Here is a 25,131-nt window from a genome sequence, read left to right on the forward strand (position 1 = left end):
TTTATGAGTCGAAAGACGGTGATCGGTGGCCATTATTCAGCGATTGAAGTGGCTCGTTTGAATAAATTCGCGAGAGCTGACGCGACGAGAGAGTATCCCTCCGTCAGGCGCACAGCCTGTGAAAGATACCAAAGCTCCACTCCGTTCGCAGGCCAGACCCTCGTCAGCTTCACCGCGTCCTTTTCCGTCGTGACAACATATTTGTGACCTCGCGATTCGCTCACGATCCGCGCAGCGTCCGAAGCGATGTAGCCGTGATGGTCGCGAAAACGCAGCTCCGTCACATCGGCGCCAAGTTTCCGCAGTTGCGCGAAGAAGCTGGCCGGATCACCGATTCCAGCCACCGCGAGCACTCGCTCGCCGCGAAGCTTGTCGAGCACCATCGACTCCGCATCCGACGCACGGACCAGCGCGTCCGGTTGCAGCGCTGCTATTGCGAAGTCAGCATCGGGATGCTCGGCTCGAATAGCCCGCATCACATCACCCGCCTGCTCGCTGGTCGCGCTCTTCTGCGTGATGACGATGAAGTCCGCACGGTCCAGCGACCGCAGCGACTCCCGCAATGGTCCCGCAGGAAGCAATCGCAGATCGTTGCGCCAGCTCTCTGCGCTCACCAGCACTACATCGAGATCGCGCGACGCCCTGCGGTGCTGAAAGCCGTCGTCCAGTACGACGACGTCGGCCCCGCCCGCTGCAGCCGCGCTGATTCCCGCAGCACGGTCGGCCCCCGTAATCACCGCAACTCCGGGATTCATTCGTCCATGGAGATGCACTTCGTCGTCGCCGTAGCCACGCATCACAACCGCGGGACGGTGCCCGGCCGAGATCAGCTCGCCAACCAGATAGGCGCTGAACGGCGTCTTGCCAGTGCCGCCCACAGTGACATTCCCAACACTGATAGTCGGAATCGATGCCGGGTGTACGCGCAATGCGCCGCGGTCATACAACGCGTTCCTTGTTGCGACCACAGCGCCATAAAGCCATGACAGCGGCGTCACGACCGCGCGCATCAGTCGCGCGCGAAAAGATCTTCCGTACCATAGCTCGCCGACGGTCATCGACGTTCCTGATCGAGCGCCTGCGCTGTCGCGACCACCGCGTTCAGTGACGCCTCGAACGTCTCACCCTGCATCGCCGCGCCGCGCGAGTCGCTCGCATTCACGTACGTGGGATCGCCGTACACGAAAGTGAGCCGGGCGAACGGCTTCGGAATCATGAACCGGTCCCAGCTGCGCAGATGCCATGCGCGGGATGCCGCAACGCCGACAGTGACTATCGGCGCGCCGGCACGTTGGGCGGCGACGACTGCCCCGCTCGCGAATTTCCGCGCCGGCCCGCGTGGGCCGTCGGGCGTAACCGCTACCTCACTCCCTGTCGTCAGCGCGTCGCACATCGCGAGCAATGCGCGAGTTGCACCGCGCGTCGTCGATCCACGTATGGACCCGAATCCCAGACTCGCAGTGATCCGCGCGATCAACTCACCGTCGCGATGCTCGCTGATCAATACCTTTATCCCCTGGGACCTGTGCTGCACTGTCAACGGCAACAGCTGGCCGTGCCACAGTGCAAACACGAAAGGATGTCCCTGGGCGCGCAGCGCGCGCCAGCCGGCGTCGTTCACTTCGCTCACCCGCCACGTCCAGTACAACATGCGCAGCAACGCGGGGCCGAGTGCCACGGCCAGCCGCTGAATCCCAGTCAGCCGACTCCGCTCGGGCGCGGGCTCACTCATCCCGCCAGCCCCGAGATCATCTCCGCCACGCGACCGGCAGCACCGGGGGTACCGAGCTGGTTTCTGACTTCGATCAGCCCCTCACGCTGCACCTCGCGGTACGCTGCGTCATCCAGCAATCGTCCGAGCTCCGTCGCCACCGCCATCGGCTGCAATGCTCCCTGCACGAACTCGCGCGCAACTTCGCGTCCCGCGACGACGTTGACAAGCCCGATGTACGGTATCTTGACCACACGCCGCGCAATTGCATATGAAAGCCCGCCGGTGCGATACGCGACAGCCATGGGGCACTGCGCGATCGCCGCCTCGAGCGTCGTCGTCCCACTCTTGCAGAGCGCGACGTCGGCAGCACGGAACACGTCGAACGACGCGCCGCGCACGATTTCGAATGGACACTCCAGCGCATCCAGATTCACGGTCGGCGCACCGTGGACGATGACGCGAAGGCCCGGGTGTCGGCGCGCCAGCTCACGTCCGCTCTCTATGAATGGAGCAAAGTGACGCGCTATCTCCTGTTCCCGACTACCCGGAAACAACGCGAGCACCTGCTCATCGGGACCGATTCCGAGCCGCTCGCGAGCTTGCGCGCGCGTCGGCAGATTTTGCGCGCGATCCAGCAACGGGTGACCTACGAACGTCGTGTCGATTCCGTAGCCCGCGAGCAACGGGGCTTCGAAGGGAAGGATCACGGCAGCCTTTGTCACGAGCCTGGCGAGCTTCGGTAGCCGCCCTGCACCCCACGCCCATACCTGCGGCGTGACATAGTACAGCACAGGCACACCCGCCTCACGCGCGGCCGCTGCAACCTTCATGTTGAACCCGGGATAGTCGATCAGGACGACCACCGCGACGTTTCCGGTGGCCAGGCGCGCTCGAAGCTGACGCAACAGCGCGGCGTGCTTCGGTATGTGCCTTACGACCTCGACGAATCCCATCACCGCGAGCTCGGCGTAATCCCGCGTTATCTCGACGCCGCTCGCGCGCATGTGCGCGCCACCTACGCCCGCGGTCGCCAGATCGGGACGGATCTCTCGCAGCCGCGCCGCGACGCTGCCCGCGTGCATGTCGCCGGACGCCTCTCCGGCGACGAAAAGAACTTCACGCACCGATAGACGGGGCGTTGCGCTCGATGTCGCCCACGATCCTCAGCGCGACTTCCAGCGCCCGACGACCCGCGGCACCACTCACCACCAGCGGTGCGCTGCCGTTGAGTACCGCCGCGAAACTCTCGAACTCGAGCTTGAGCGGCTCCCCTTCCGGCGCCTCCAGTGCGATACGCTCAACGAAGTCCGCGAGATCCGGCGTCGTCCCGCTCGCGACGAGCGCGTGCAGATCGCCAGCCTTCTTCAATCGAAAGAATTCACCATTGCCCGCTCCAAGATCGAGCGAGAGATAGCCACTCGGCTGGAAGATTCGCACCTTGCGGAATCGCTCTCGCGAGATGCGGCTCGCGGTGATGTTGGCCACCGCGCCGGAGTCGAACGTGATGCGCGCATTTGCAATGTCCACCGTCTGCGTGAGCACGGGGATTCCCACCGCGGCGATGTTTCCCGCATGGGAATTGACGAGCGTCAGAATCAGATCGATGTCGTGAATCATCAGGTCGAGCACGACGGCGACATCCGATCCGCGAATGTTGAACGGCGCCAACCGGTCGCTCTCGATGAAGCGCGGATTGCTCACGTAGGGCAGCGCAGCACGTATCGCACGATTGAATCGCTCCACGTGCCCCGTCTGCACGACCGCACCCGTCCGCTGCGCGATTTCAAGCAGCGCGTCTGCTTCTTCGACGGTCGCCGTGATTGGCTTCTCGATCAGCACGTGCTTGCCGCGCTCCAGCGCCTTGCTCGCTACCGCGAAGTGCCGCGGTGTCGGAACGACGATCGTCACCGCATCGACGTCGTCGAGCAGAGTCTCCAGATCGCTGTAACTGGGAACCTCCAGCTCGGATGACACCTGCGCGGCGCGCTCCGGCCGCTCCTCCACGAATCCCGACAATCGGAACTCGGGCATCTGACGCAACAATCGAACATGATGATAGCCGAGCGCGCCGGCTCCGACTACACCAATGCGCAGTGGCTTCAAATGGCGACCCCGCGCTGGCTCGATTCCACGAACTGCACGAGCTGTATCACTTCGGGAATCTGCTCCACCTCCGCCATGACCCGCTCGACCGCCTGCGCGAGATTGAGCTCCGATCGGAACAACAGCCTATAGGCGCGCTTCAACTCGAGAATCGTCTCCGCCGAGAACCCGTTCCGGCGCAGTCCGACCGAATTCAGTCCGTACAGCTTCATCGGATTGCCGACCGCCTTGACGAACGGCGGCACGTCCTTCGACACACGTGAGCAGCCGCCAACTATCGCGTTGCGCCCGATTCGCGTGAACTGATGAACCGCCGTCACGCCCGAAAGGATGACGCGATCCTCCACCGTCACGTGGCCCGCAAGCTGCACCATGTTCGCGAGAACGACGCCCTCGCCGATATGACAGTCGTGCGCCAGATGCACATACGACATCACGAAGCTGTTAGGACCGACACTCGTCTTGAACGACTGCGACGTTCCGCGATTGATCGTGCTGTACTCGCGCACAACCGTATTGTCGCCGATCTCGACTGTCGTCCGCTCGCCCTTGAACTTGAGATCCTGCGGGTCGCTGCCGAGAACCGTCCCGACTCCGATCTTCACGTTCTTGCCGAGTATCACGTAGCGCTCGAGGCTGGCACGCGCCGATATCACGCAGCCGTCGCCGATCACACAATCCTCGCCAACGATTGCGAACGGTCCGATCTCGACGCCGTCCCCGAGCTCCGCGGAGGGCGAAACGATCGCGCTCGGATGAATTTTCGCCGTCATCTATCGCGCACCATCGCAGCCATCTCGGCCTCGGCTACCAGCTCGCCGTCGACCTTCGCTACGCCGCGCATCTTGCAGACAGCCCCGCGGATCTGGATCACGTCCAGCTCGAAGCGAATCTGATCGCCTGGCCGGACCGGCTTCCTGAAGCGAACGTTGTCGAGCGACATGAAGTACACGACTTTCTGCTCCGTCTCCTCCAGTCCGCCCATCAGCAACATTCCGCCGACCTGAGCCATCGCCTCTATTATCAGCACACCCGGCATGATGGGATGGCCGGGAAAGTGTCCCTGAAAAAATGGCTCGTTGATCGTGACGTTCTTCATCCCGACGATTCGCTGCTTCCCCTCGATCTCGAGTATTCGATCGATGAGAAGAAAGGGATACCGGTGCGGAAGGACCTTCATGATCTCTTCAATCGACATCGTGCCAGCCATGCTCTTCGCTCCTTGCTCTGTTGATCTGGAACGCCTTCCCGCGCGCACCATTTCCCGAACCAGCGTCACCGTACCGCGATGACTCGGCCGCACCGCGACGATTCGCGCCTTCACGCGCGAGCCGACCAGCGCGAGGTCACCCACACAGTCCAGCGCCTTGTGGCGCAGAAACTCGTCGTCCCAGCGCAACACGTTCGCGACGACGCCAATGTCGTCAAGAACTACTGCATTGTCGGTGGATGCGCCCTGGATCAGACCCTTCGCGCGCAGATCTTCGACTTCGTTGAGAAAGCCGAACGTCCGCGCCGCGGCCATCTGATCGCGATAGCTCTCCCGCCCAACAACATAGCGAGCCGACTGGCGTCCGATAACCGGATGCGGAAATTCGATCGTCACGTCCAGCAACAGCTCGTTCGCGGGATGCGCCTCGTACACCGAATTCCCGTCGATTACCCGAAGCGGCTCGGTCAGCGTGAGATATTCCGGTTCGCCCGGAAGCTCCTCGATCCCCACCCCGATCAATGCATCATAGAATGGAGCTGCGCTGCCATCGAGAATCGGCGGCTCAGGCCCGCTCATGTCGATCATGAGATCGTCGATCTCGAGAGCAGCCACCGCGGAGAGGACGTGCTCGACCGTGTGGATCGCTGCCGCGCCGCTCCCGAGCTGTGTCCGTCGCTCGGTCGCCGTAACCTGGTCCACCCGGGCCGGAATTACAGGCTTGTCTGCAAGATCGACGCGCCGGAACCTGATTCCCTCTCCAGCAGCCGCAGGTCTGAACGTGAGCTCGCAAGGCTGACCCAGATGCAGCCCCACGCCGGCGATCCGCGCCGGTGCTGATACTGTGCGCCGCGTCATGCGGGCGCCTTGTCGTCAACAAGCTTCTCCAATTTCCTGATTATACCAGTCAGTTTGAACAGCGCGCCAGTCGCGCGCAATGATTCGCGGTGCGGGCGCGCGGGATAGCCGGACCACGATTCGCCGGCCGGAACGTCTCCGAATACGCCCGCCTGGCCGGCGATGCGCGCACCGTCGCCGATCGTCACGTGGCCGCCGATACCGGCCTGCCCCGCGATGATGACGCCGTTGCCGATGTGCGCCGAGCCTGCTATGCCGACCTGCGACATCAGCAGACACAACGATCCGATTCGCACGTTGTGTCCAATCTGCACGAGGTTGTCGATGCGCGTGCCGGCGCCGATTACCGTGTCGTCGATGCTGCCGCGATCGATCGTCGTATTCGCGCCGATCTCCACGTCGTCACCAATTATGCAGCGTCCCACGTGCGGAATCTTTTCGTGCCGGCCGTTTCGGAACACGTATCCAAAGCCGTCACTCGCGATACGTACACCAGAATGGATCGCGCACCGCGCACCGATCTCGCCGCCGCTGTATACCGTCACATGCGGATACAGCCGCGTGCCATCGCCAATCTTCACCCCGTCGCCCAGCACCACGTAGTCTTCGATACGGACGCCGGCGCCAAGTTGCACGCCGTGTCCAATCCGCGCGGTAGGTGCGATCCACGGTTCCGCTGGCGCAAGGTCGTACAGCAGGGGAAGTATTGTCTGCAACGCCTCGTGCGGCCTCTCGACGACGATTCTGCTCGGCGCGCCGCATGTTGCGTCAGCCAGTTCGCGGGCAACGAGCACAATCCCGGCGTGACATTCCGCCAGTTGCTCGGAGTAGCGAGCCGAGGCCAGAAAAGTAGCGTGGCGTGGCCCCGCCCTGTCGAGCGCAGCCACGCCATCCACCGCAGACTCCGGGTCACCGCGCAACTCGCCACCGACGAGCTGCGCGATTTCCCGTGCAGTCAGCGCCATCGCGTCATCACGGCTTTGGACGCGTCACGCCCGCCGGCTTCTGTGCTGGTCCGAGTGGCTTCGCGGACGTGGTGGTCGCTGGCGTGGCCCCTGTCTTCGGCGGACCAAGCGCCTTGAGCTTTGCGAGAACCATATCGGTGAGATCGAGCGACTTGTCTGCCGAGACCAGTGCACTGCCCTGAGCCCCGACGTCAAAGATCATGCTGTAGCCGCCCTGCGAGCGGACCTGATCGAGCACCTGTGACACCTGATCCATGAGCGGTCGTGCCAGATCTGCCTGGCGCTGCTGCATCTGGTTGTTCAGATCCTGCGCGCGCTGCGTGAACGCGGCTTCCGTGTCGCGGATCGTCTTGCCGCGCGCTTCCTTGCGTGCGCTGTCCAGGCCAGGCGCGTCCTTTTCATAGGTCGCGACCATCCCCTTGAGCGAGTCGTCCATCTGCTGCAGCTGCGCCCGCGCTGTCGCCATCTCCTTGTTGTACGTCGACTCGGCCTCCGCCCGACCCGGCGCTTCCGCGAGGATCTTCTGGGAGTTGATATAGGCCAGCTTGAGCGGCGTCGCCTGTGCGAATGCCGAAGGAGCGAGTGCGAGTGTCGCTGCCGCAAACATCGCGGAGTGCATCCATTTGCTCATCATGTTTTCCTAGAAGTACTGTCCAAGTTTGAAGTGGACTTTCCACCCCGGGTTAGAGTGCCCCTGCGCGTCGACCCTGTCCAGGCCGTACGCGAAGTCGACACCAAGAGGGCCGAGCGGACTCACCACTGAGCCGCCCACGCCTACACTGCGGAAGAGGCGCGTGGGATCGAAGTCCCGCGGCCGCTGCCATACGTTACCGCCTTCCATGAACGTATCCAGATACACCGACTGATTCACCCGGAGCCCCAGCTCCGCGGTCGTGACAAAGAACGCGTTCCCGAATGAGGTGGTCTTGGCGTTGCCGTTGCACGCCGATGGATCGTATCCGGCCGGCGTGATGGAAAATTCGCAATAGCCGCGCAGCGGCTCACCGTACTGCGTGCCACCGAGTGCGAACGACTGCGACGAGAAGAACGGTCCCGGATCGCCCAGCACTGCACCTGCGCGCGCCGTGAGGCCAGCCACGATCGTCATCGGCTCGCCACCAAGCGGATTCCCGCCGATGTACGCCAGCGGCGCATAGGAGCGGAGCTCCGTCGTGTATTTCTGGAAGTTCGCGGTTCCACCGAGCGGGCCGCCGTTGAACGAGGCGCTGAAGTTCTGCAATCCACCCTGCGTCGCGAACGGAAGTCCAAGTCGCGTGTCATGCTGATACGACACGCCGAGCGACGACCGGAAACAGCTCTTGCAGCTCGTAATGATGGTGCTGAGCAGCGTTCCCTGCTCATTGGCGTACTTCACCGACTCGCCGCCATAGGACAGGAAGATGCGGCTGAAGTATGAATTGGGAACCGGGAAGCCGAACTGGATCTGACCACCGACGCGCGTACTCTGACCGAGGTCGGCGATGGTGTAGCGCGTCTTGGTGTCGTACGCAGTCACCGATCCGGAAATGCGCGAGTCGCGAATGTTGGGATCGGAATACGTGAGGCTGAAATCGTTGATGTACTTGCCGAACTGCCAGTTGAGCTGCGCGCGCTTGCAGCGGCCGAACAGGTTCGGCTGGTCCAGACCGATGAATCCGCCGAGACCGGTTCCCTGGCCCATCGATGCGCCGAAGTTGACGTTGCCGGTGCGCTTCTCCTTCACCTTGAACGTGATGTCGACGTCGCCGTTCTCGTCGGGCGTGACCTCGGGCTCTGGCATTGGCGAATCGAAGAAATTCAGATTCGCGATGTTCTGATAGCTGCGAATCAGATAGTCGCGCTTGAACACCTGGCCTGGCGCCATGACGATCTGCTCGCGTATGCACGACTCGTACGTGTAGTCGTTGCCCGCGATGTCGATTCGATTCACTATCGCCGGCGACTTTTCCTCGATGTCCCAACGCAGGTTGACCTTGCGCACGGAATCCTGCGACGGAACCCGTTCCTCCACTGGAGTCACGACAGCGTAGATGTACCCTTCGTTGCTGTACGCCTCCTTCACCTTCTCCGTCGCGTCGGTCCAGCGAGATTCGTCGAAGGTGCCCTTGGGATTCTTGTACGTGTGGTGAAACAGACCGAGGGCACTCTCCGCCAGCGAGCGATCCTCGCGATCGAACGGGAAGTAGTTACGAAGCTGCTCCTGTGTGAAGCGCTTGTTCCCGAGAATCTCGAAATTGCCCACCGTATAGCGCGGACCATCCTGAACGTTCAGCTGGATCTCACCCTTGCCGTTCTTCTTGTCCACTCGCATGGTGTCCTGCAACAGCCTGAAGTCGATGTAGCCGCGACTCGCATACAGCGACGGAATGCGATCGGTGAGATCGCCCGCGAATGTTGCATCGTCGAATTCGCCGTTGCGAAACCACCAGAACCCTTCTGGCTTGGTCTCCATCGCACCGACAATCGCGCGCGAGGGAACCGAGCGATTTCCCGTAACGCCTATACCGGAAATTGCGAGACGCCGTCCTTCAGTGACGTCGAACCTCAGCGTCAGCTGGTCGTTTGCAAGCGATGAATCGACATGCACTCGAGCGAGATAGAATCCGCGGCTCTCGTACAGCGAATCCGTGCGCGAGATCGCGAGCGCGACTTTCGCTGGATCGACGGCGGTTCCGATGGGAAGATCGAGGCGCTCCTTCACATCCTTCGCCGATACCTGATCCACGCCGTGGATCGACATGCTCGCAAGTACGGGTCGCTCCTTCACCTGTACGTCGAGCGAAGCCTTGTTGGTCTTTGGATCGACAGTGCAGATGACGTGAACGTCATCGTAATTGCCGGTTGCGTACAGCGCTTTGACTGCGCGCTGCACATCGCGGTAGTTGAGAGTGGTCTTGGGAACCAGGCCTATGGTGGCGCGCACCGTCGCGTTGTCGACACGCGAGTTGCCCGTCACCGTGATTGTATCGGGCACCGAGCATCGGCCGCCCGCGACCGTGGAATCTGCCCCCTGGGCGTACAAAGGGAGCCCTACCAGCGCTAAGGCCAGCAGGCTCCCAGCAAACTTGAACATCCCTCTAATATACCACGGCAGTCGGTTTGAGCGCATCCATCCATGACTCGAGTTTGCAGCAATTATCAGGTCCGTACGACACCACGAGGTGCAGGAAAGTTGCGCGCGCCACACGGCATTTTTTTACCGCCGCCGTTCACCGCATCACTCAAGAATTGCGCTCCTGCTGCCGACACCACGATGTGTCACACGCGTGGTGACCCAATCCGTCCCGCGAGCAGCACACTCCCCGCCCGCCCGAAGGCCAGCCACACGATCGCCCAGTTTCATTACTGACGCCAAGCACCTTTGACCGCCGCTCCCCACTCCGGAGCGGCGGTTCGCGTTTCCACCGCCCTCTGCGCTCTTCTCTTCGCCGCGGAGCAAGCCGGTTCAACTCGCCTTATCCCCCTTCATGGGCGCTGCGGGGATGACGCAACACCTGTTGCAGCCGCGCATAGGCGCCTCCCCCAATTCGTACATATGTTCCCCCAGGAGGGTCCCTGATGGACCGGTCGGGAAGCGTATCCGGACGAGATAACCGGAATACTACCCAATTGTCGGCCCTGAACAGCAGAAAAGTGACGGCTACTGCGTGGCCCCGCGCTTGCCAATGTATGGCGCTGACCGACCGACAGTCCTCTTACGCTAAAGTCCCTTAGGACACAACAATGTCTATCGCCAAGCTCCTCCTTGCCACAGCAATCGCTGCTGCCCCAATCAGCGTAGTGTCCGGCCAGTCGGGCGCGCCAGCCGACACTGGCAGCGACCACAATGCCCGCGGATGGATCGCCGGCGCGGGGGCTGTCGCCGGAGCAGGCCTCTTCATGGCCTTCACACATTCCGGACACAACCCGTCCGACAACGGTTCCAGCTTCAATCTCCACTCGGCGACGACGCCCGGCGCGCACGATCCCGCTCCAACGGGCGGCGCGACGCCACCGAGCCCCGCCGACACGACGACGACTCCGGCAGACACAGGCACTGTAACCCCGCCCCAGCAGCCCGGGCCCCAGAGCAACCCGCCCTCGTTCAACGACGGCAACCCGCCGCCGAACAACGGGCCCAACGCTCCCACCGGCGAGACGCCGCCGCCCAACGACGATCAGGGCTTCGTACCGGACGCCAGCACGGTCCCGGAACCCGGCTCGGCTGCCCTTCTGCTCACGGGCATCGTCGGACTGGCACCGCTGCTCCGTAATCGCCGCAAGTAGGACGGTCGGAGGACTGGACACGAAAAAGCGGGTGAGGCATGCAGCCTCACCCGCTTTTTTCATCCCCCCCGAGCGCGCTGAACTACGCCGCGCTCGCCTTGGTCATGACACGGAATTCGAGCTTCTCGCCCTCTGCCGCGGTGTCGACCTCGATCTCGTCCCCCTTGGCAAACTCGGCCATGAGGATCTTCTCCGAGAGCGGGTCCTCGATGTAGCGCTGAATCGCCCGCTTTAACGGACGGGCGCCGAACTTGTCATCGTAACCGTGCTTCACGAGGAAGTCCGCAGCCGACTCAGTGAGGCGTAGCACCAGCTCCTCGTCTGCCAGCCGCTTCTGCACATCGCGCAGAACCACGTCGACGATCGAGCGGATGTTCTCGCGCGACAGCGGGTGGAACACGATCACGTCGTCCAACCGGTTCAGGAACTCCGGATTGAACGTGTGCGACATCTCTTCCTTGACGCGCTGCACGATGCGCTCGAACGAGTCGCGCGATTCGCCGGTGTTGAAGCCGAGCGTCCCGCCCTTCGTGATGTCCTTTGCACCGACGTTCGATGTCATGATGACGACGGTGTTCTTGAAATCGATCACACGTCCGTAATTGTCCGTCAGATGTCCTTCATCCAGCACCTGCAGCAGAATGTTGAACACGTCCGGATGCGCCTTCTCGATCTCATCCAGGAGGATCACACTGTACGGCTTGCGCCGTACGGCCTTGGTGAGCGTACCCGAGTCCTCGTAGCCGACGTATCCCGGAGGCGCGCCGATCAACCGCGACACGGAGAACTTCTCCATGTATTCGCTCATGTCGACGCGGATCAACGCACTCGCATCCGCAAACAGGAACTTGGCGAGCGAGCGGGCAAGCTCCGTCTTTCCGACGCCAGTTGGCCCCGAGAAGATGAACGACCCGATCGGACGCGCGGGATCCTTCAGCCCGGCGCGGCTCCGGCGAATCGAGCGCGACAACGCTCTGATCGCTTCGTCCTGGCCGATGACGGATGCATGAAGCTCATCCTCCATCCGGAGCAGACGCGCAGTCTCCGCTTCCTGCAGCCGTCGAACCGGAATGCCGGTCCAGCGACTCACGATGAAGGAGATCTCATCCTCTCCGAGCACCGGACGATGCGATTGACGACGTTTGTCCCAATCTTCCTGCGCGTGCTTGATCTGCGCCTGGAGATCGCGCTCCTTGTCGCGCAGCGACGCTGCACGCTCGAAGTTCTGATCGCGCACCGCAGTTTCCTTTTCCGCGTTCACGCCTTCGAGATCATGCTTGAGCGCGATGACCTCGGGCGGCGGAGCCTGCGTCGCGAGACGTGCGCGAGCGCCAGCCTCGTCGATCACGTCGATCGCCTTGTCCGGAAGGAATCTGTCGGTGATGTAGCGCTCCGACATCTTCGCGGCCGCGACGAGCGTGAGATCGGGGATCGTCACCTTGTGGTGATCCTCGTACTTGCTGCGCAGTCCCTTCAGTATCTCGACCGTGTCGTCGACCGAGGGCGGCTCGACGACTACAGTCTGGAAGCGACGCTCGAGAGCGCCGTCCTTCTCGATGTACTTGCGGTACTCGTTGAGCGTCGATGCGCCGACGCACTGCAGCTCGCCGCGCGCAAGCGCTGGCTTGAGCATGTTGCTCGCGTCGATTGCGCCCTCTGCAGCGCCAGCGCCAACGAGCGTGTGCAGCTCGTCGATGAAGAGAATGATGTTCTTGTTCTGCGCGATCTCGTTCATCACGGCCTTGAGGCGCTCCTCGAACTGGCCGCGATACTTGGTGCCAGCGATGACCGCCGCCATGTCGAGCGACAGCACGCGGTTGTCGCGCAAGGAATCAGGGCACTCGCCAGTTGCTATCAGCTGCGCCAGTCCTTCGACGATCGCCGTCTTGCCGACACCAGGCTCGCCGATCAGAACTGGATTGTTCTTCTTCCGGCGCGTGAGGATTTCCATAACGCGCTCGATTTCCTTTGCGCGCCCGATCGTCGGATCGAGCTGCCCTTCGGCCGCAAGCTGCGTGAGATCGCGGCAGAAATGATCGAGTGCGGGAGTCTTGGACTTCTTCTCGCCCTTGGCGGCTGGCGGTGTGGCTGGTGCACCGGCTGTGGCCGCGGCACCCGCACCCTGCGGAAGCTCGGTGCCGAGCAGACGCAACGTTTCCTTGCGCGCTTCGTCGAGATTGATTCCAGCGTCGGTCAGTACCTGTGCTGCAATTCCCTTCTCCTCGCGCAGAAGGCCGAGCAGAAGGTGTTCCGTACCGACATATGAGTGATTGAGCTCGCGAGCTTCAGCCATTGCAAGCTCGAGAACTTTCTTTGCGCGTGATGTGTAGGGTAGATCCGGACCCGTAGCGACAGTTGCCTTCCCCTTCTTCACCGTCTCTTCGATCTTCTGTTGAATGTCGTCGAGATCGATGCTGAGGTTTTGCAGGACCGCCGCTGCAACGCCTTCGCCTTCGCGAATCAGCCCGAGCAGAATGTGCTCGGTGCCGACGTATTCGTGGTGCAGACGCGCCGCTTCCTCGCGTGCCATCGCGAGAACCTTGCGCACCCGCTCCGTGAAGTTGTATCCGTTCATTGGGCAGCCCTTTCCAAAGTCTCCCGTACGAAGGCAGCGCGAACCACGCTCGCCTCATCCTCTGTCAATACCCTTCCCTCGCGTGCGGAGAGATGCGCTGATTGAGTGAATACCAGGAGTTCGTTAAGAATGTATACACTCAACCCATCGATCAGTTTCAGTCCGGCGGCCAGGCGAACTCCACTCAGAAAATTCATCGCCTCGTCGAAAGAGAGGCTTCTCGCGTACCGCAGTGTGCCGTATGCCCGCCACAACTTGTCCTCTAGAATATACTCCGCGTCCCGCAGGAGCACTTTACGCGCTTCCAGTTCCTTTTCGATGACGTGCCGAACGATATCCTGGAGGTAATCCAGCAGATCCTGCTCGGACTTCCCGAGCGTGGTCTGATTGGAAATCTGGAACAGATTGCCTATGACCTCGCTGCCCTCTCCATATAAGCCTCGGTACGTCAGGCCGACCTGCTGAAGACCGACCAGCACTCTGCCGATCTCCTTGGTGAGAACGAGTGCGGGCAGGTGAACCAGCACGGATGCCCGGAGCCCGGTACCGACGTTGGTCGGGCAGGCGGTGAGAAATCCGAACTCACGATGATACGCGAACGGGACACGCTGTCCCAGCTCCACGTCGATGTCACGCGCATCCGCAAAGGCCCGATCCAGATCCAGCCCGGACCGCATGGCCTGGATCCGGAGATGGTCCTCCTCGTTCACCATGATGGCAACGTCGCGCCCGACATGAACCGCCGCGCCGCTGCGGGGCGCAGTTCCGGTATCGAGCGCCGCGAGCTCCTTGCTCACGACGTGCCGTTCATGCAATAGCAGACGGTCCGGCTCCTCCAGCTGGTCAACGCGCACCAGGACCCCGTCCCGTGCGGCCGGAATCACCGACAAGGCATCCCTGACCTGCGACAGCACTCTCAGGCGCTCGCCCTCTCTGGCGCGCCCCGAGAAGGCGTAGCCCTCGACGTTGCGGGCCAGACGCACGCGGGTGGACAGAACGACGCCAGCCTGCTCGCCGGTCCCGTCCATCCAGCCAAGGCCGCCGCCGGGCAGCGTCTCCGGATCGAAGCTCATTCGATGGCCCGGAGCTGGTCGCGCAGCGACGCCGCCAGTTCGAATTCCTCGTTCCGGATCGCCCGCTCGAGCCGCTCACGCAGCCGGTCTGGCGATGCTGGAATCGGCGCTTCGAGCGCGCCTTGTGCGCCACTGTACTCCCGGCCTCGATGCTGCCCCTGCCCGTGCACCTTTCGGAGCAACTCGCGCAGGCTCTGCTCGAAGGCGGTATAGCAGTAAGGGCAGCCAAGCCTGCCAGTCTGGCGGAAGTCGCGCAGCGTGGACGAGCAGAACGAGCAACGCACCGCGTCCGTCTGCGACGGCGGGATGTGCTGCTGAACCGACTGGAGGAAATCGGTTACCGCGGGCGGTGGCGCCGAGACCGACGCCTGGAGTCCGCGCTCGGCGGCGCACTGCTCGCAGAGCCGAACCTGACGCACGCCGTTCCCGTCGATCTCCGTAACGGTTATGACCACGTCGTTTTCCTTGCAAACCTCACACAGCACCGATCCAACCTCCTCCCTCGCCCCGCACGATTTCCGACAACCTTCCTTCCTTCAACTGATACACCGCTCGCGCCCTGTCGGCCAGAGACATGTTATGCGTGACGACGACCATCCCAACGCCAAGGTCTCGCACGACTTCGGCCAGTAGGTCGTGCAACCGTTCGCCGTTTGCGAGATCCAGGTTGCCGGACGGCTCGTCCGCCAGGACGACACCCGGCGACGCCGCCAGCGCGCGGGCGACCGCTGTCCGCTGCTGCTCGCCGCCGCTAAGCTCGCCGGGCCGGTGGTGCAATCGCCCGCCAAGCCCCACGCGTTCCAGAAGCGACGTCGCTCGTGCTTCGGCTACGGCTGGACTCTCACCAGCGATGCGAAGTGGCATTGCGACATTTTCGAGCGCGGAGAACTCCCGCAGAAGGTGGTGAAACTGGAACACGAAACCGACGCCGCGGTTTCGCACGGCCGCGAGTTCTTCATCCGAACGATCGGACAGAAGACGATCAGACAACAGCACGTCACCGGAGGTCGGACGGTCCAGTCCGCCCAGTATGTGCAGAAGAGTGCTCTTCCCCGAGCCACTTTCCCCGATTATCGCAAGCATCTCGCCCGACTCGACGCGTAGATCCACTCCACGCAGAACATCCAGTGCAACACCGTCGCCGCCGATGTACCGTTTGGTCACGCCGCGACTTTCCAGAACCGTCGTCATTCCGACCGAATCGCGTCGACGGGATACAGCTTGGCCGCCTGAATTGCCGGATACAATGTCGCGAGCGCCGCGATCAGCAGGCTCGCAACGACGATCAATATCACGTCGCGCGGTTGTGTCGTCACCGGAAGATGATCTATGAAATATACCGATGGGTCCAGCTTGATGAACTTGTATCTGTCCAGTGCAAGCGCCCCCGCAAAACCGAGCAGGAGACCCAGCCCGGTGCCCACGGCACCGATCACGAGGCCCTGTACCAGGAAGATGTTTCGGATCGCCGACGACGGGAGTCCCATCGCCTTGAGAATGCCTATCTCGCGCGTCTTGTCGTGCACCACCATCGACAGCGTGCTCACGATGTTGAACGCCGCAACGATGACGATCAGCAACAGGATTACACTCATTCCGAGCTTCTCCAGCTTGAGCGCCTGGAACAGTGAATGGTTCTGCTCCTGCCAATCGACGGTGCGGTAGGGGAAGCCAAGGTGGTCCGTGATCGCGCTCGCAACGACGCCCGCGTTCCACCGGTCTTTCGTGCTCACTTCGAGCCCGGTTACCGAGCTGTCGATTCCCGCGAACTCCTGTGCGGAGCGAAGATCGATGTACACGTACGCGTTGTCGTATTCGTACATCCCGGTCTGGAAGACGCCCGTCACCTCGTAGCGGTAAACGCGCGGAATGTACGCACCGGTCGCCGCGTTCTGCTGAACACCCGCAACAGAAATAAGATTGATCGTGTCGCCCGGCCATACGTTGAAGCGCGACGCAAGCAGTTGCCCGATCACCACCCCACGGTGGGCTCCGTCCTGCGTATCGAAGGAGAACTTCCCGCGAACCGCGTGCTCGCGAATGCTCGTGACTTCCGGGAAGCCGGATCCCTTGCCGGGGATTCCGACCACGTACACGCCGCTCGCGTATGTTCTCCCCGCGTTCATGGCACCCTCGCTCTGCACGAATGGCGCAGACGCGACTACACCGGGCACCTGACGCACACGCTTGAGCGCGAATCGCCAGGAATCCATCTTGAGATCGTCGCCGTAGGTGAGCACGCGAATGTCCGGGCTGCCGACCAGAATCTTCTCGCGCAGGTCGTGCTGTAGTCCGTTCATCACACCGATGATGATTATCAGAGCGCTCACGCCCACGACGACGCCGGCGATCGCGATGACGCTTATGAACGACAACAACTTCGATCCACGCCGGCTCCGCAAATACCTCCAGGCGATCGCCAGCTCGAGGCGCGTCATTCCGGCCGGAGGGTCGGAAAGAGAATTACGTCGCGGATGTGCTGGATTCCAGTCAGGTACATGAGCAGACGATCGATTCCAATCCCGACTCCGCCTGTCGGTGGCATGCCGTACTCCATCGCGCGGAGATAATCCTCGTCGACGCCTGCAGCTTCGAGATCGCCCGCCGCCCGCAACACTGCCTGAGCCTCGAACCGCTCGCGCTGATCGATCGGATCGTTCAGCTCGCTGAATGCGTTGGCGAGCTCGCGTCCGTTGGCGAACAGCTCGAACCGTTCGGTAAGCCGCGCGTCACCGCGCTTGGGCTTGGCCAGCGGCGACAGTTCGAGCGGATAATCGACCACGAACGTCGGCTCGACAATCTTCGACTCCACGAGCAGCTGAAAAATCTCGTCCATGAGCTTGGGCCGGCTCATCGCGGCCGCGCGCGGCACACCGAGTCGTGTGGCGTGCTGTATCAACCCGCCGTGATCCAGCGCGAGGATGTCGGTGCCAAGGCCGGCGTTGATCGCACCAAGCCACTCGATCCGTCTGAACGGCGTGGTGAAGACCGGCACCGCATCGCTGAACGGTTCCACAGCGCGCACGGCGTCGGCGGCAGCAACGATCAGCCGCTCCACGACGTCCATCATCACTTCGTAATCGGCGTACGCCTCGTAGAACTCGAGCATGGTGAATTCCGGATTGTGTGTCCGGTCAACGCCCTCGTTCCTGAAGTCGTGTCCGATCTCGTAGACGCGCTCCATTCCGCCGATGATCAACCGCTTGAGATACAGCTCGTCCGCGATACGGAGATACAGCGCCATGTCCAATGCGTTGTGCTGCGTTACAAACGGACGTGCTGCCGCTCCGCCGTACTGCGGCTGCAGCACTGGGGTCTCCACTTCGAGATATCCGCGCGCATCGAGGAACGCGCGGATCGCACGCGTCATTCCCGCCCGCGCGACGAACGTCGCGCGCACCTCGGGATTTACCGCAAGATCGGCGTAACGCTGACGAAAACGCTGCTCCGGATCGCTGAAGCCCATGTGCCGGACGACCGATCCGTCGCTCGCCGTCTCTTCCTTGGCGAACGGCAGCGGACGGAGCGACTTGGCAAGGACCTCGAATGCAGCCACGCGAATCGTCGGCTCGCCACTTCGCGTGCGAAATACCACGCCGCTCACGCCAATCACGTCGCCGATGTCGAGCATGTCGATCAGTGAATACGCGTCACCCAGGTCGTCACGCCGGAAATACAACTGAACGCGGCCCGTTGCATCGGCAAGATGCGCGAAGGCGGTCTTGCCGTGCGCGCGCATCGAGACGATTCTGCCGGCTACGCTCACGCGCTCGGACGCCTCGCTGGACTGATCTTCCGGAGCGAGCGAGACGGCGTGCTGTGCGGTCGAAGTGCGATCGAAGCTGTATGCAAACGGCTCGATGCCGCGGGCACGCATCGCGTCGAGCTTCTCGCGGCGCGCCGCCATCAGAAAGTGCAGCTCGTCCGTCATGACTCTGCGCTCCCCTGCTCTGCCTGCATCTTGAGGTACGCCTCGATGAATGGATCGATTCCGCCGTCCATGACCTTCTGCACGTCGGGAATCTTGAGCTCGGTACGGTGGTCGTTGACCATCGTGTAGGGTTGAAACACGTAGCTCCGCGTCTGGTTGCCGAAGCTCACCGACGTCTTGGACGCGTCCACCTTCGCCTTCTCGGCTTCACGCCTCGCGACCTCGGCCTGGTAAAGCTTGTTCTTCAACATCTTGAGCGCGGTCGCCTTGTTCTTGTATTGCGAGCGCTCCTGCTGCGACGCGGTCACCAGTCCCGAAGGAATGTGCGTAATGCGGACCGCCGAGCTCGTCTTGTTGACGTGCTGGCCACCGGCGCCGGATGCACGATATACGTCTATGCGGAGATCATCTTCCTTGATCTCGATGTTGATCTCTTCGTTGACGACCGGATACACGAAGATCGACGCAAAGCTCGTGTGCCGGCGTGCATTCGAATCGAATGGCGAGATGCGGACGAGACGGTGCACTCCGGCTTCCGGCTTGAGGAATCCGTACGCATGATCTCCGCTGATCTCCAATACGGCGCCCTTGATTCCCGCCTCCTCTCCCTCGCTTCTGTCGAGCACTTCGACCTTGAACCCGCGACGCTCGGCCCAGCGCGTGTACATGCGCATCAACATCTCGGCCCAATCCTGGGCCTCGGTGCCGCCGGCACCAGCCGCAATCTCGACCTGCGCGTCACGGAAGTCATCCTCACCGCGGAGCAGCGAGCGCAGCTCGAATGCGCCGAGTGCATCGTCGATCGATACCAGCTCGGCGTCGAGATCGGTCAGCATTTCGGCATCGGGCGATTCGCGAAGCATGTCGTCCAGCTCGACCGCACTGCGAACGCGTGCGTCGAGTGCCTCGAAGGGATCGATCCACGTCTTGAGAATCTTGGTTTCCTGCACCACGCCCTGGGCCGCCTCGCGGGCATCCCAGAACTCGGGGTCGGCCGTGCGCGCGTCGAGCGCCGTCAGGCGCTCCTGCTTCCCGGCGATGTCAAAGATACCTCCGCAGTTCCGCGAGGCGTTGCGTGGCGTGCTCGAGCAGGCGCGCCCGTTCGTGATCCAGCATGGTTGATTATTGAGTACGAGAGTTGGAAAACCACTAGGGCTCGTCATCCGATGAAAGCGGCAACCGCCGGCAGCCGTCATTCCCGCTAACGCGGGAATCCATTTGCTGCCGACCAGTTTCCACCCTTATCGCGTCCAGAGAACGATAACATGGATTCCCAAGGCGCGGATGCATCCGCGCCCTACAGCGGGAATGACGACATCGCGCGACGAGGCGTGTCCCTAGAAAAGCTTCTTGCCGCTTGCGAGAACGTCGTTCAGCGCATCCTGAAAGTGCGTGGTCGATCCTGCAAAGTCACGGCCCACCTGATCGACGTATTCCTCGTAGCTCTTCTTGATCTCATCGCGGAACAACGTCTTCAGCGTTCCGTCGCGCAGGCCTTCGGCGTGACGCGCCGGGTGGTAGGCAACGATATCCGAGACGAGAGCGCGCGCGAGACGCTTTGCGCGCAACGCGGGATCACGCGTGAGAAACGGATTGATCGGCCGGCGTTGGCCGCCATCCGACTCGACCGGCGACACGGCCGGCGCAACCGACGGCTTGGGCACTGCCCACGAAGACCCCATCACACTGTCCGCCGTACTCACCGCAGCCGGTGCAGGCTCGGGAGCAGCGGGCGCCGCTTCAGCCGCGACAGGAGGCGGAGGCGCGGGATGCACAGCTTGCTTCGGCGGCTCGGCGGCGATCGACGGGGACTCTTTCGCGGTAGTTGTCGCGGCGCCGGCGGATTCGGGCGCCTGAGGTTCAGTCTCTCTGTGTTCCGGTACCGCGCGCTCGGGCGCGCCCCGTTGCGGTTCAGCGCCTTGCGGTTCAGCGCGTTGCGGTTCGACTCGTTGCGGTGCCGCAACGTGCGGAGCGGGAACGGTGATTACCGCGGAGCAGACGGAGCAGCGTGCGCGAACGCCGGCAGCCGGCACCTTGTTCGGGTCCAGCTCGAACTCGGTCAGGCACGAGGAACACTGTACGACCATTGGCGTCATTGGCGGGCACCGGTTTCAGTCAACTGCGGCGTCTGGATCTCGGAGCGGTCATCTGTTCGCCTGTCGATGGCGTAGACCGATCCGGGAAGCGTCTTCGCGTACGTTTTCATTTCGGTAGCAAGCGCGCTCACACCCACGGAGCTCGTGAATGTGCGCCGTTCGTTCGTAACGACGCCGATCGAAAGCGTCATCAAGGGAACACGATGCAGCTGACCACGTCGATCCTTCCCGAAAAAATAGCCTGCGCGCCGGTCGTTCTCGGAATACTGATACGCAATGAGCGTATCAAATGTCTGGACGATCTCAGTGCACACATCGTCAACTCGGTCGCGAGGAATCAGGAAAATAAAATCGTCGCCGCCGATATGACCCACAAACCCGTCGTCGCCGACCAGGCCGCGAACGGTATCGTGAAGCAACGCCGCCAGCAGGCGAATTACGCGGTCGCCCTCGACGTAGCTGTAGCGATCGTTGAATTCCTTGAAATGGTCGAGGTCCGCGTAACAGGCCGCGAATGGCGTATCGAGCCGGTCCCGGATTGCGTCGTGAATCGCCGGCGCACCGGGTAGCCGTGTCGAAGGATGGACGTTGACGTCGCGATCCGAGCGCGCCAGCGTGCAGCGTAGCCGTGTCAGAGTCTCCGCGTCGTCCATCTCGGCCGATACCACGTCATCCGCCAGTGCATCCAGCGCCTCTACGCGCGCTGGCATTCCGTCTGGTGCAACGTACACGACCGGGACCACTCCGGTAAACGGATCGCGCTTGATCTTGCGGCAGGCAGCCAGCGGATCTCCAACCGGCGATCGCCCGTCTATGACGACAAAGCGTGGCCGGGAGCGCAGCGCATAGACCATCAGCTCGTCGATCGATGTGACCGGAACGACTGTTACCGGCTGGCGATCGACCCACCCCGCAACCGACGGAGGGAGTTGTGCCTCCACGGCCTGGAGCAGCAAGGCTATGGGGAGCTGGGGGCTTGAAAGCGACTGGTCCGTCATCTCGATCCCTGGAAGATAACCGCACAGGCAGGTATCGCGGCAGCCTCATAAGGTACTTGTGCGACCGGCCTGCGCCGGGCGTTGCAACCTGCCACGCAACCTACCACAAATATCGGAGCGAGAAATACGTCGGGGGCTTGTCGTTCGTACCTGTGAGCCCGCCGTATGTCCGTCCGATGTCAAACACTAGTTTACCAGATTGGAGCCCTACACCTATTGCACCACCGGAACCGTTCACCGCGTCGCGGATGTAGCCAGCCCGAACGTGCAGCCGCTGGTCGACGACTATGTCGGTGCCGAGTCGAGCCGTGGTGCTATCCATCTTGACTGTCGAGACCAGGTCTGCGGCACCATGAACTTCGACGCTGTCGTCGCCCCGGGCAAATGCCATGACCTTGTAGTCGGCGCCCAGGTCGATGCGACCGGGCCGGCCCGCCGCCCCGGCAATGCCCAGATTGCGGGCAGCTGCCGCGAGAGTGAGCGGAATTGCGTCGGGGCGAAACTGCATGCCGATGTCGAAGCCGTTGGATCGCGAGCTGGCGATGCCGAGCCCGCTGCAAACACCTGAACAGGGAATTCCGGCCTCCACGTGTTTTGCGGTCACGCCGAGCGCCAGCCAGGGGGCGGGCGCCACGGCGTAGCTTGCGGCCACGGAGTAGTCGGTGGGACTGGCGACGCCGATGCTGTTCCCCTGATCGTCGGTGAGCGTCTGCTGGCCGAGATCGAGGACGTTGACCAGGAAACCGAACGCCGTCTTTTTGTCTGCCGGCCAGACGAAGGCAAGCGCATTCCCCTGGCCGACGACCGTGGTGGAATGATGGAGCGCGACCTCGTGCGTCTGCGGACCGTTACCGACGATGCCGGCCGGGTTCCACCATAGCAGGTCGCTGCCGCCGCGCTGCGCGACGACCGCTTCGCCCATTCCGACGGCGCGAGCACCGACCGGCAGCAGGAGAAATATCCCCTCCTGGCCGGACTGTGCGAATGACGTGCGCGGGTACGCGACTGCCGCAGCCACGGTGAATGCTGCGACTAGTGCAGCTAGCGTGGTTGCGGCTCTGTCAGTCAGGATTCGCGCCACGCTATACGGGTGTCGCCTCGTCGATCAGCATTATCGGGATCCCGTCGCGCACCGGATATTTGAGCTTGTCACGCTGGCACGTCAATGCATCCTCTGCCTCGTTGTATTCCAGCGGCCCCTTGCATTTGGGGCAGACGAGTATTTCGAGGAGCTGCGGTGCTAGTGGCATGTTGGGCTTCAGTCGTGTGTGGTGTAACCAAAGCGGCGAAGTGCCGCGGCGTCCTTTCTCCAATTCTGCAATACTTTGACCCAAAGGTCGAGGTACACGGTTGCGCCGACGAGAGTTTCAATTTTCTTGCGGGCAGCCGTGCCGAGGAGCTTGATGCGCTTTCCCTTCTCGCCGATGAGTATTCGCTTCTGGCTGTCGCGTTCGACGTGGATCACTGCACGAATGTAGATGGGCGAGCGATCTTCGCGAAATTCCTCGATCTCGCAAGCGACGCTGTACGGCACCTCGGCGCCCAGCTGCTCGAGCGCCGTCTCGCGGATGAGCTCCGCAGCGAGAAAGCGGACTGAATGGATGCTTACGTCTTCGACCGGAAACAGGAACGGGCTTTCGGGAAGATGGCTTTCGATCGCCGCGATGAGGGCGGGAAATCCCTCACCGGTGAGCGCGGAGATGAAGATAGCATCCGGCAGGGCGAGAGCCAGTTTCTCACGTTGGCGACGATCGAGCAGATCGGATTTATTGAGTGCGACGATTATTGGAGCGCGTGGTGGAGATTCGAGACCAGCGACTTCGTTGAGAGGACCCGGGACACCCTCGCGCGCGTCACACACGTAGACTATGCAGTCGGCGTCGCGGAGTGCTGAAACGGCGGCAGACTGCATGGCGGTCTGGAGCAGATAGCCGGGATCCAGGAGGCCAGGGGTATCGGCCAGGATCATCTGGGTGTCGCCGTCGGTGCGTATGCCCACGATGCGATCGCGTGTGGACTGTGGCTTGTCGCTGGTGATGCTGAGCTTCTGGCCGACGAGTCGGTTGAGGAGCGTGGACTTGCCAGCGTTAGGCTTTCCGGCGACGGTGACTGTTCCGGCTCTGGTCATGGCGGTAGTGGAAAATACAAAAGGCCGTCCAGTGATGGACGGCCTTTTGAAAAGGTGCCGGCGACGGCCTACTCTCCCGCGATCTCTCGATCGGAGTACCATCGGCGCTGCAGGGCTTAACGCTCGTGTTCGGAACGGGAACGGGTGTGGCCCCTGCGCTCTAGTCGCCAGCGTAGGAAGATCGGAAGTCAGTAGTGATTGTGGTATAAGAAACTACGTATCGCAAGATCGCAGTTTTCTGCTGAGTCGCAACCTGTTGGTTGCTCGGGCTGGATCGGTATTCAGACCAGCCCAGATTTGGAGTCAAGCCTCTCGGGCGATATGTACTGCTTCGCTTGGAATAGATTGCTCCACTTCCACGTGCAGCCATTCGACGGGGTGTTCTTCCCCGGCCCTTTTGCCTTCTTAAGAAGGAGGGAGAGTTCATCTTGGGGGGCATTTCCCACTTAGATGCGTTCAGCGGTTCTTGCCACCAGTCATCGCTACCCGGCGCTGCAACTGGCGTCACAGCCGGTACACGAGCGGACTGTCCGACTCGGTCCTCTCGTACTAGAGTCCGCACCCCTCAACTCTCCAACGCCCGCAGCGGATACAGACCAAACTGTCTCACGACGTTTTGAACCCAGCTCATGTACCACTTTAACCGGCGAACAGCCGGACCCTTGGGACCTGCTCCAGCCCCAGGATGTGATAAGCCGACATCGAGGTGCCAAACCGCGCCGTCGATGTGAACTCTCGGGCGCGATAAGCCTGTTATCCCCAGCGTACCTTTTATCCGTTGCGCGATAGCTCGCCCACGCGAGGCTACCGGATCACTACGGCCCACTTTCGTGCCGGCTCGACCCGTCGGTCTCACCGTCAGGCTCCCTTATGCCGTTACACTCTTCAAGCGCGAGTACCGACCGCGCTGAGGGAACCTTCGCGCGCCTCCGTTACACTTTCGGAGGCGACCGCCCCAGTCAAACTGCCCACCTGCCACGGTCCCAGAAATGGTTTTCATTCCGTGGTGAGGGCGTCGCACAACACAGGGTGGTATTTCACTATTGCCTCCGCCCAAGCTAGCGCCTGGGCCTCAACGGCTCCCACCTATGCTACACAGTGAAGTGCAACGACCAATGGCAAGCTACAGTAAAGGTGCATGGGGTCTTTTTGTCCTGCTGCGGGGACTCGGAATCCTCACCGAGACTGCAATTTCGCCGAGCACGTGGTCGAGA

At 62.2% G+C, this 25,131-nt stretch carries 22 protein-coding genes and 2 rRNA genes; 1 reads left to right on the forward strand and 23 read right to left on the reverse strand.

All coding sequences use genetic code 11. The features are described 5' to 3' along the window. Positions 1–32: 32 nt before the first annotated feature. The 9 genes from lpxK to bamA are packed head-to-tail and all read right to left on the reverse strand — an operon-like array spanning position 33 to position 9,824. Complete coding sequence (gene lpxK / locus V4529_03585; GenBank protein ID MES2357405.1) at positions 33–1,058, reverse strand: tetraacyldisaccharide 4'-kinase; 1,026 nt, start codon at positions 1,056–1,058, stop codon at positions 33–35. Next, complete coding sequence (locus V4529_03590; protein ID MES2357406.1) at positions 1,055–1,732, reverse strand: lysophospholipid acyltransferase family protein; 678 nt, start codon at positions 1,730–1,732, stop codon at positions 1,055–1,057. Before V4529_03590 ends, lpxK begins: the two co-directional genes overlap by 4 nt. Continuing rightward, positions 1,729–2,838, reverse strand: coding sequence for a lipid-A-disaccharide synthase (lpxB, locus tag V4529_03595; protein ID MES2357407.1), 1,110 nt, complete (start codon positions 2,836–2,838; stop codon positions 1,729–1,731). The genes V4529_03590 and lpxB overlap by 4 nt, the downstream gene beginning before the upstream one ends. Further along, positions 2,831–3,817 (reverse strand): Gfo/Idh/MocA family oxidoreductase, encoded by a 987-nt coding sequence (locus V4529_03600; protein ID MES2357408.1) that lies wholly within the window; start codon positions 3,815–3,817, stop codon positions 2,831–2,833. The genes lpxB and V4529_03600 overlap by 8 nt, the downstream gene beginning before the upstream one ends. Further along, positions 3,814–4,590 carry an acyl-ACP--UDP-N-acetylglucosamine O-acyltransferase gene (lpxA, locus tag V4529_03605; GenBank protein ID MES2357409.1) on the reverse strand — a complete coding sequence of 259 codons (777 nt, stop codon included), beginning with the start codon at positions 4,588–4,590 and terminating at the stop codon, positions 3,814–3,816. Before lpxA ends, V4529_03600 begins: the two co-directional genes overlap by 4 nt. Next, positions 4,587–5,885 (reverse strand): bifunctional UDP-3-O-[3-hydroxymyristoyl] N-acetylglucosamine deacetylase/3-hydroxyacyl-ACP dehydratase, encoded by a 1,299-nt coding sequence (locus V4529_03610; protein ID MES2357410.1) that lies wholly within the window; start codon positions 5,883–5,885, stop codon positions 4,587–4,589. The genes lpxA and V4529_03610 overlap by 4 nt, the downstream gene beginning before the upstream one ends. Beyond that, the gene (gene lpxD, locus V4529_03615) at positions 5,882–6,850 is read right to left on the reverse strand and encodes a UDP-3-O-(3-hydroxymyristoyl)glucosamine N-acyltransferase (protein MES2357411.1); all 969 of its coding nucleotides are present in this window, start codon (positions 6,848–6,850) and stop codon (positions 5,882–5,884) included. Before lpxD ends, V4529_03610 begins: the two co-directional genes overlap by 4 nt. Before the next feature lie 7 nt (positions 6,851–6,857). Further along, entirely contained in the window at positions 6,858–7,481 is a 624-nt protein-coding gene (locus V4529_03620; GenBank protein ID MES2357412.1) for an OmpH family outer membrane protein, read from the reverse strand. Positions 7,482–7,490: 9 nt separating this feature from the next. After that, a complete protein-coding gene (gene bamA / locus V4529_03625; protein MES2357413.1) occupies positions 7,491–9,824 on the reverse strand; it encodes an outer membrane protein assembly factor BamA in 2,334 nt (777 codons plus the stop codon). Positions 9,825–10,573: 749 nt separating this feature from the next. On the opposite strand from bamA, the gene V4529_03630 reads away from it, so the two are divergent. After that, positions 10,574–11,116: a PEP-CTERM sorting domain-containing protein gene (locus V4529_03630; protein MES2357414.1), complete on the forward strand. Its 543-nt coding sequence runs from the start codon at positions 10,574–10,576 to the stop codon at positions 11,114–11,116. Positions 11,117–11,198: 82 nt separating this feature from the next. Here V4529_03630 and V4529_03635 read toward each other — a convergent pair whose 3' ends face one another. The 14 genes from V4529_03635 to V4529_03700 all read right to left on the reverse strand — a co-directional run. Beyond that, positions 11,199–13,691: an ATP-dependent Clp protease ATP-binding subunit gene (locus tag V4529_03635; GenBank protein MES2357415.1), complete on the reverse strand. Its 2,493-nt coding sequence runs from the start codon at positions 13,689–13,691 to the stop codon at positions 11,199–11,201. After that, positions 13,688–14,764, reverse strand: a complete 1,077-nt coding sequence (locus tag V4529_03640) for a protein arginine kinase (GenBank protein ID MES2357416.1) — start codon at positions 14,762–14,764, stop codon at positions 13,688–13,690. Before V4529_03640 ends, V4529_03635 begins: the two co-directional genes overlap by 4 nt. Continuing rightward, entirely contained in the window at positions 14,761–15,249 is a 489-nt protein-coding gene (locus tag V4529_03645; GenBank protein MES2357417.1) for a UvrB/UvrC motif-containing protein, read from the reverse strand. The genes V4529_03640 and V4529_03645 overlap by 4 nt, the downstream gene beginning before the upstream one ends. After that, a complete protein-coding gene (locus V4529_03650) occupies positions 15,239–15,955 on the reverse strand; it encodes an ABC transporter ATP-binding protein (protein MES2357418.1) in 717 nt (238 codons plus the stop codon). The genes V4529_03645 and V4529_03650 overlap by 11 nt, the downstream gene beginning before the upstream one ends. Next, entirely contained in the window at positions 15,952–17,202 is a 1,251-nt protein-coding gene (locus V4529_03655; protein MES2357419.1) for an FtsX-like permease family protein, read from the reverse strand. Before V4529_03655 ends, V4529_03650 begins: the two co-directional genes overlap by 4 nt. Then, complete coding sequence (gene lysS / locus V4529_03660) at positions 17,199–18,695, reverse strand: lysine--tRNA ligase (GenBank protein MES2357420.1); 1,497 nt, start codon at positions 18,693–18,695, stop codon at positions 17,199–17,201. The genes V4529_03655 and lysS overlap by 4 nt, the downstream gene beginning before the upstream one ends. Then, a protein-coding gene (gene prfB, locus V4529_03665; GenBank protein MES2357421.1) for a peptide chain release factor 2 occupies positions 18,692–19,811 on the reverse strand; the annotation gives its coding sequence in 2 pieces (ribosomal slippage) (positions 18,692–19,747 and positions 19,749–19,811; 1,119 coding nt in all). Before prfB ends, lysS begins: the two co-directional genes overlap by 4 nt. A gap of 221 nt (positions 19,812–20,032) precedes the next feature. After that, entirely contained in the window at positions 20,033–20,791 is a 759-nt protein-coding gene (locus V4529_03670; protein MES2357422.1) for a zinc-ribbon domain-containing protein, read from the reverse strand. After that, positions 20,788–21,789, reverse strand: a complete 1,002-nt coding sequence (locus tag V4529_03675) for a diguanylate cyclase (GenBank protein ID MES2357423.1) — start codon at positions 21,787–21,789, stop codon at positions 20,788–20,790. Before V4529_03675 ends, V4529_03670 begins: the two co-directional genes overlap by 4 nt. A 100-nt stretch (positions 21,790–21,889) precedes the next feature. After that, positions 21,890–22,870, reverse strand: coding sequence for a hypothetical protein (locus V4529_03680; protein ID MES2357424.1), 981 nt, complete (start codon positions 22,868–22,870; stop codon positions 21,890–21,892). Between the two features lies 1 nt (position 22,871). After that, the gene (locus V4529_03685; GenBank protein MES2357425.1) at positions 22,872–23,039 is read right to left on the reverse strand and encodes a Trm112 family protein; all 168 of its coding nucleotides are present in this window, start codon (positions 23,037–23,039) and stop codon (positions 22,872–22,874) included. 8 nt (positions 23,040–23,047) lie between these two features. Then, positions 23,048–23,917, reverse strand: a complete 870-nt coding sequence (gene era, locus V4529_03690) for a GTPase Era (protein ID MES2357426.1) — start codon at positions 23,915–23,917, stop codon at positions 23,048–23,050. A gap of 55 nt (positions 23,918–23,972) precedes the next feature. Next, positions 23,973–24,089 (reverse strand): 5S ribosomal RNA (gene rrf, locus V4529_03695). A gap of 127 nt (positions 24,090–24,216) precedes the next feature. Continuing rightward, positions 24,217–25,131, reverse strand: a 23S ribosomal RNA gene (locus V4529_03700); the annotation flags it as partial.

This window comes from Gemmatimonadota bacterium (genome assembly GCA_040388625.1).
Lineage (GTDB): Bacteria > Gemmatimonadota > Gemmatimonadetes > Gemmatimonadales > Gemmatimonadaceae > Fen-1247.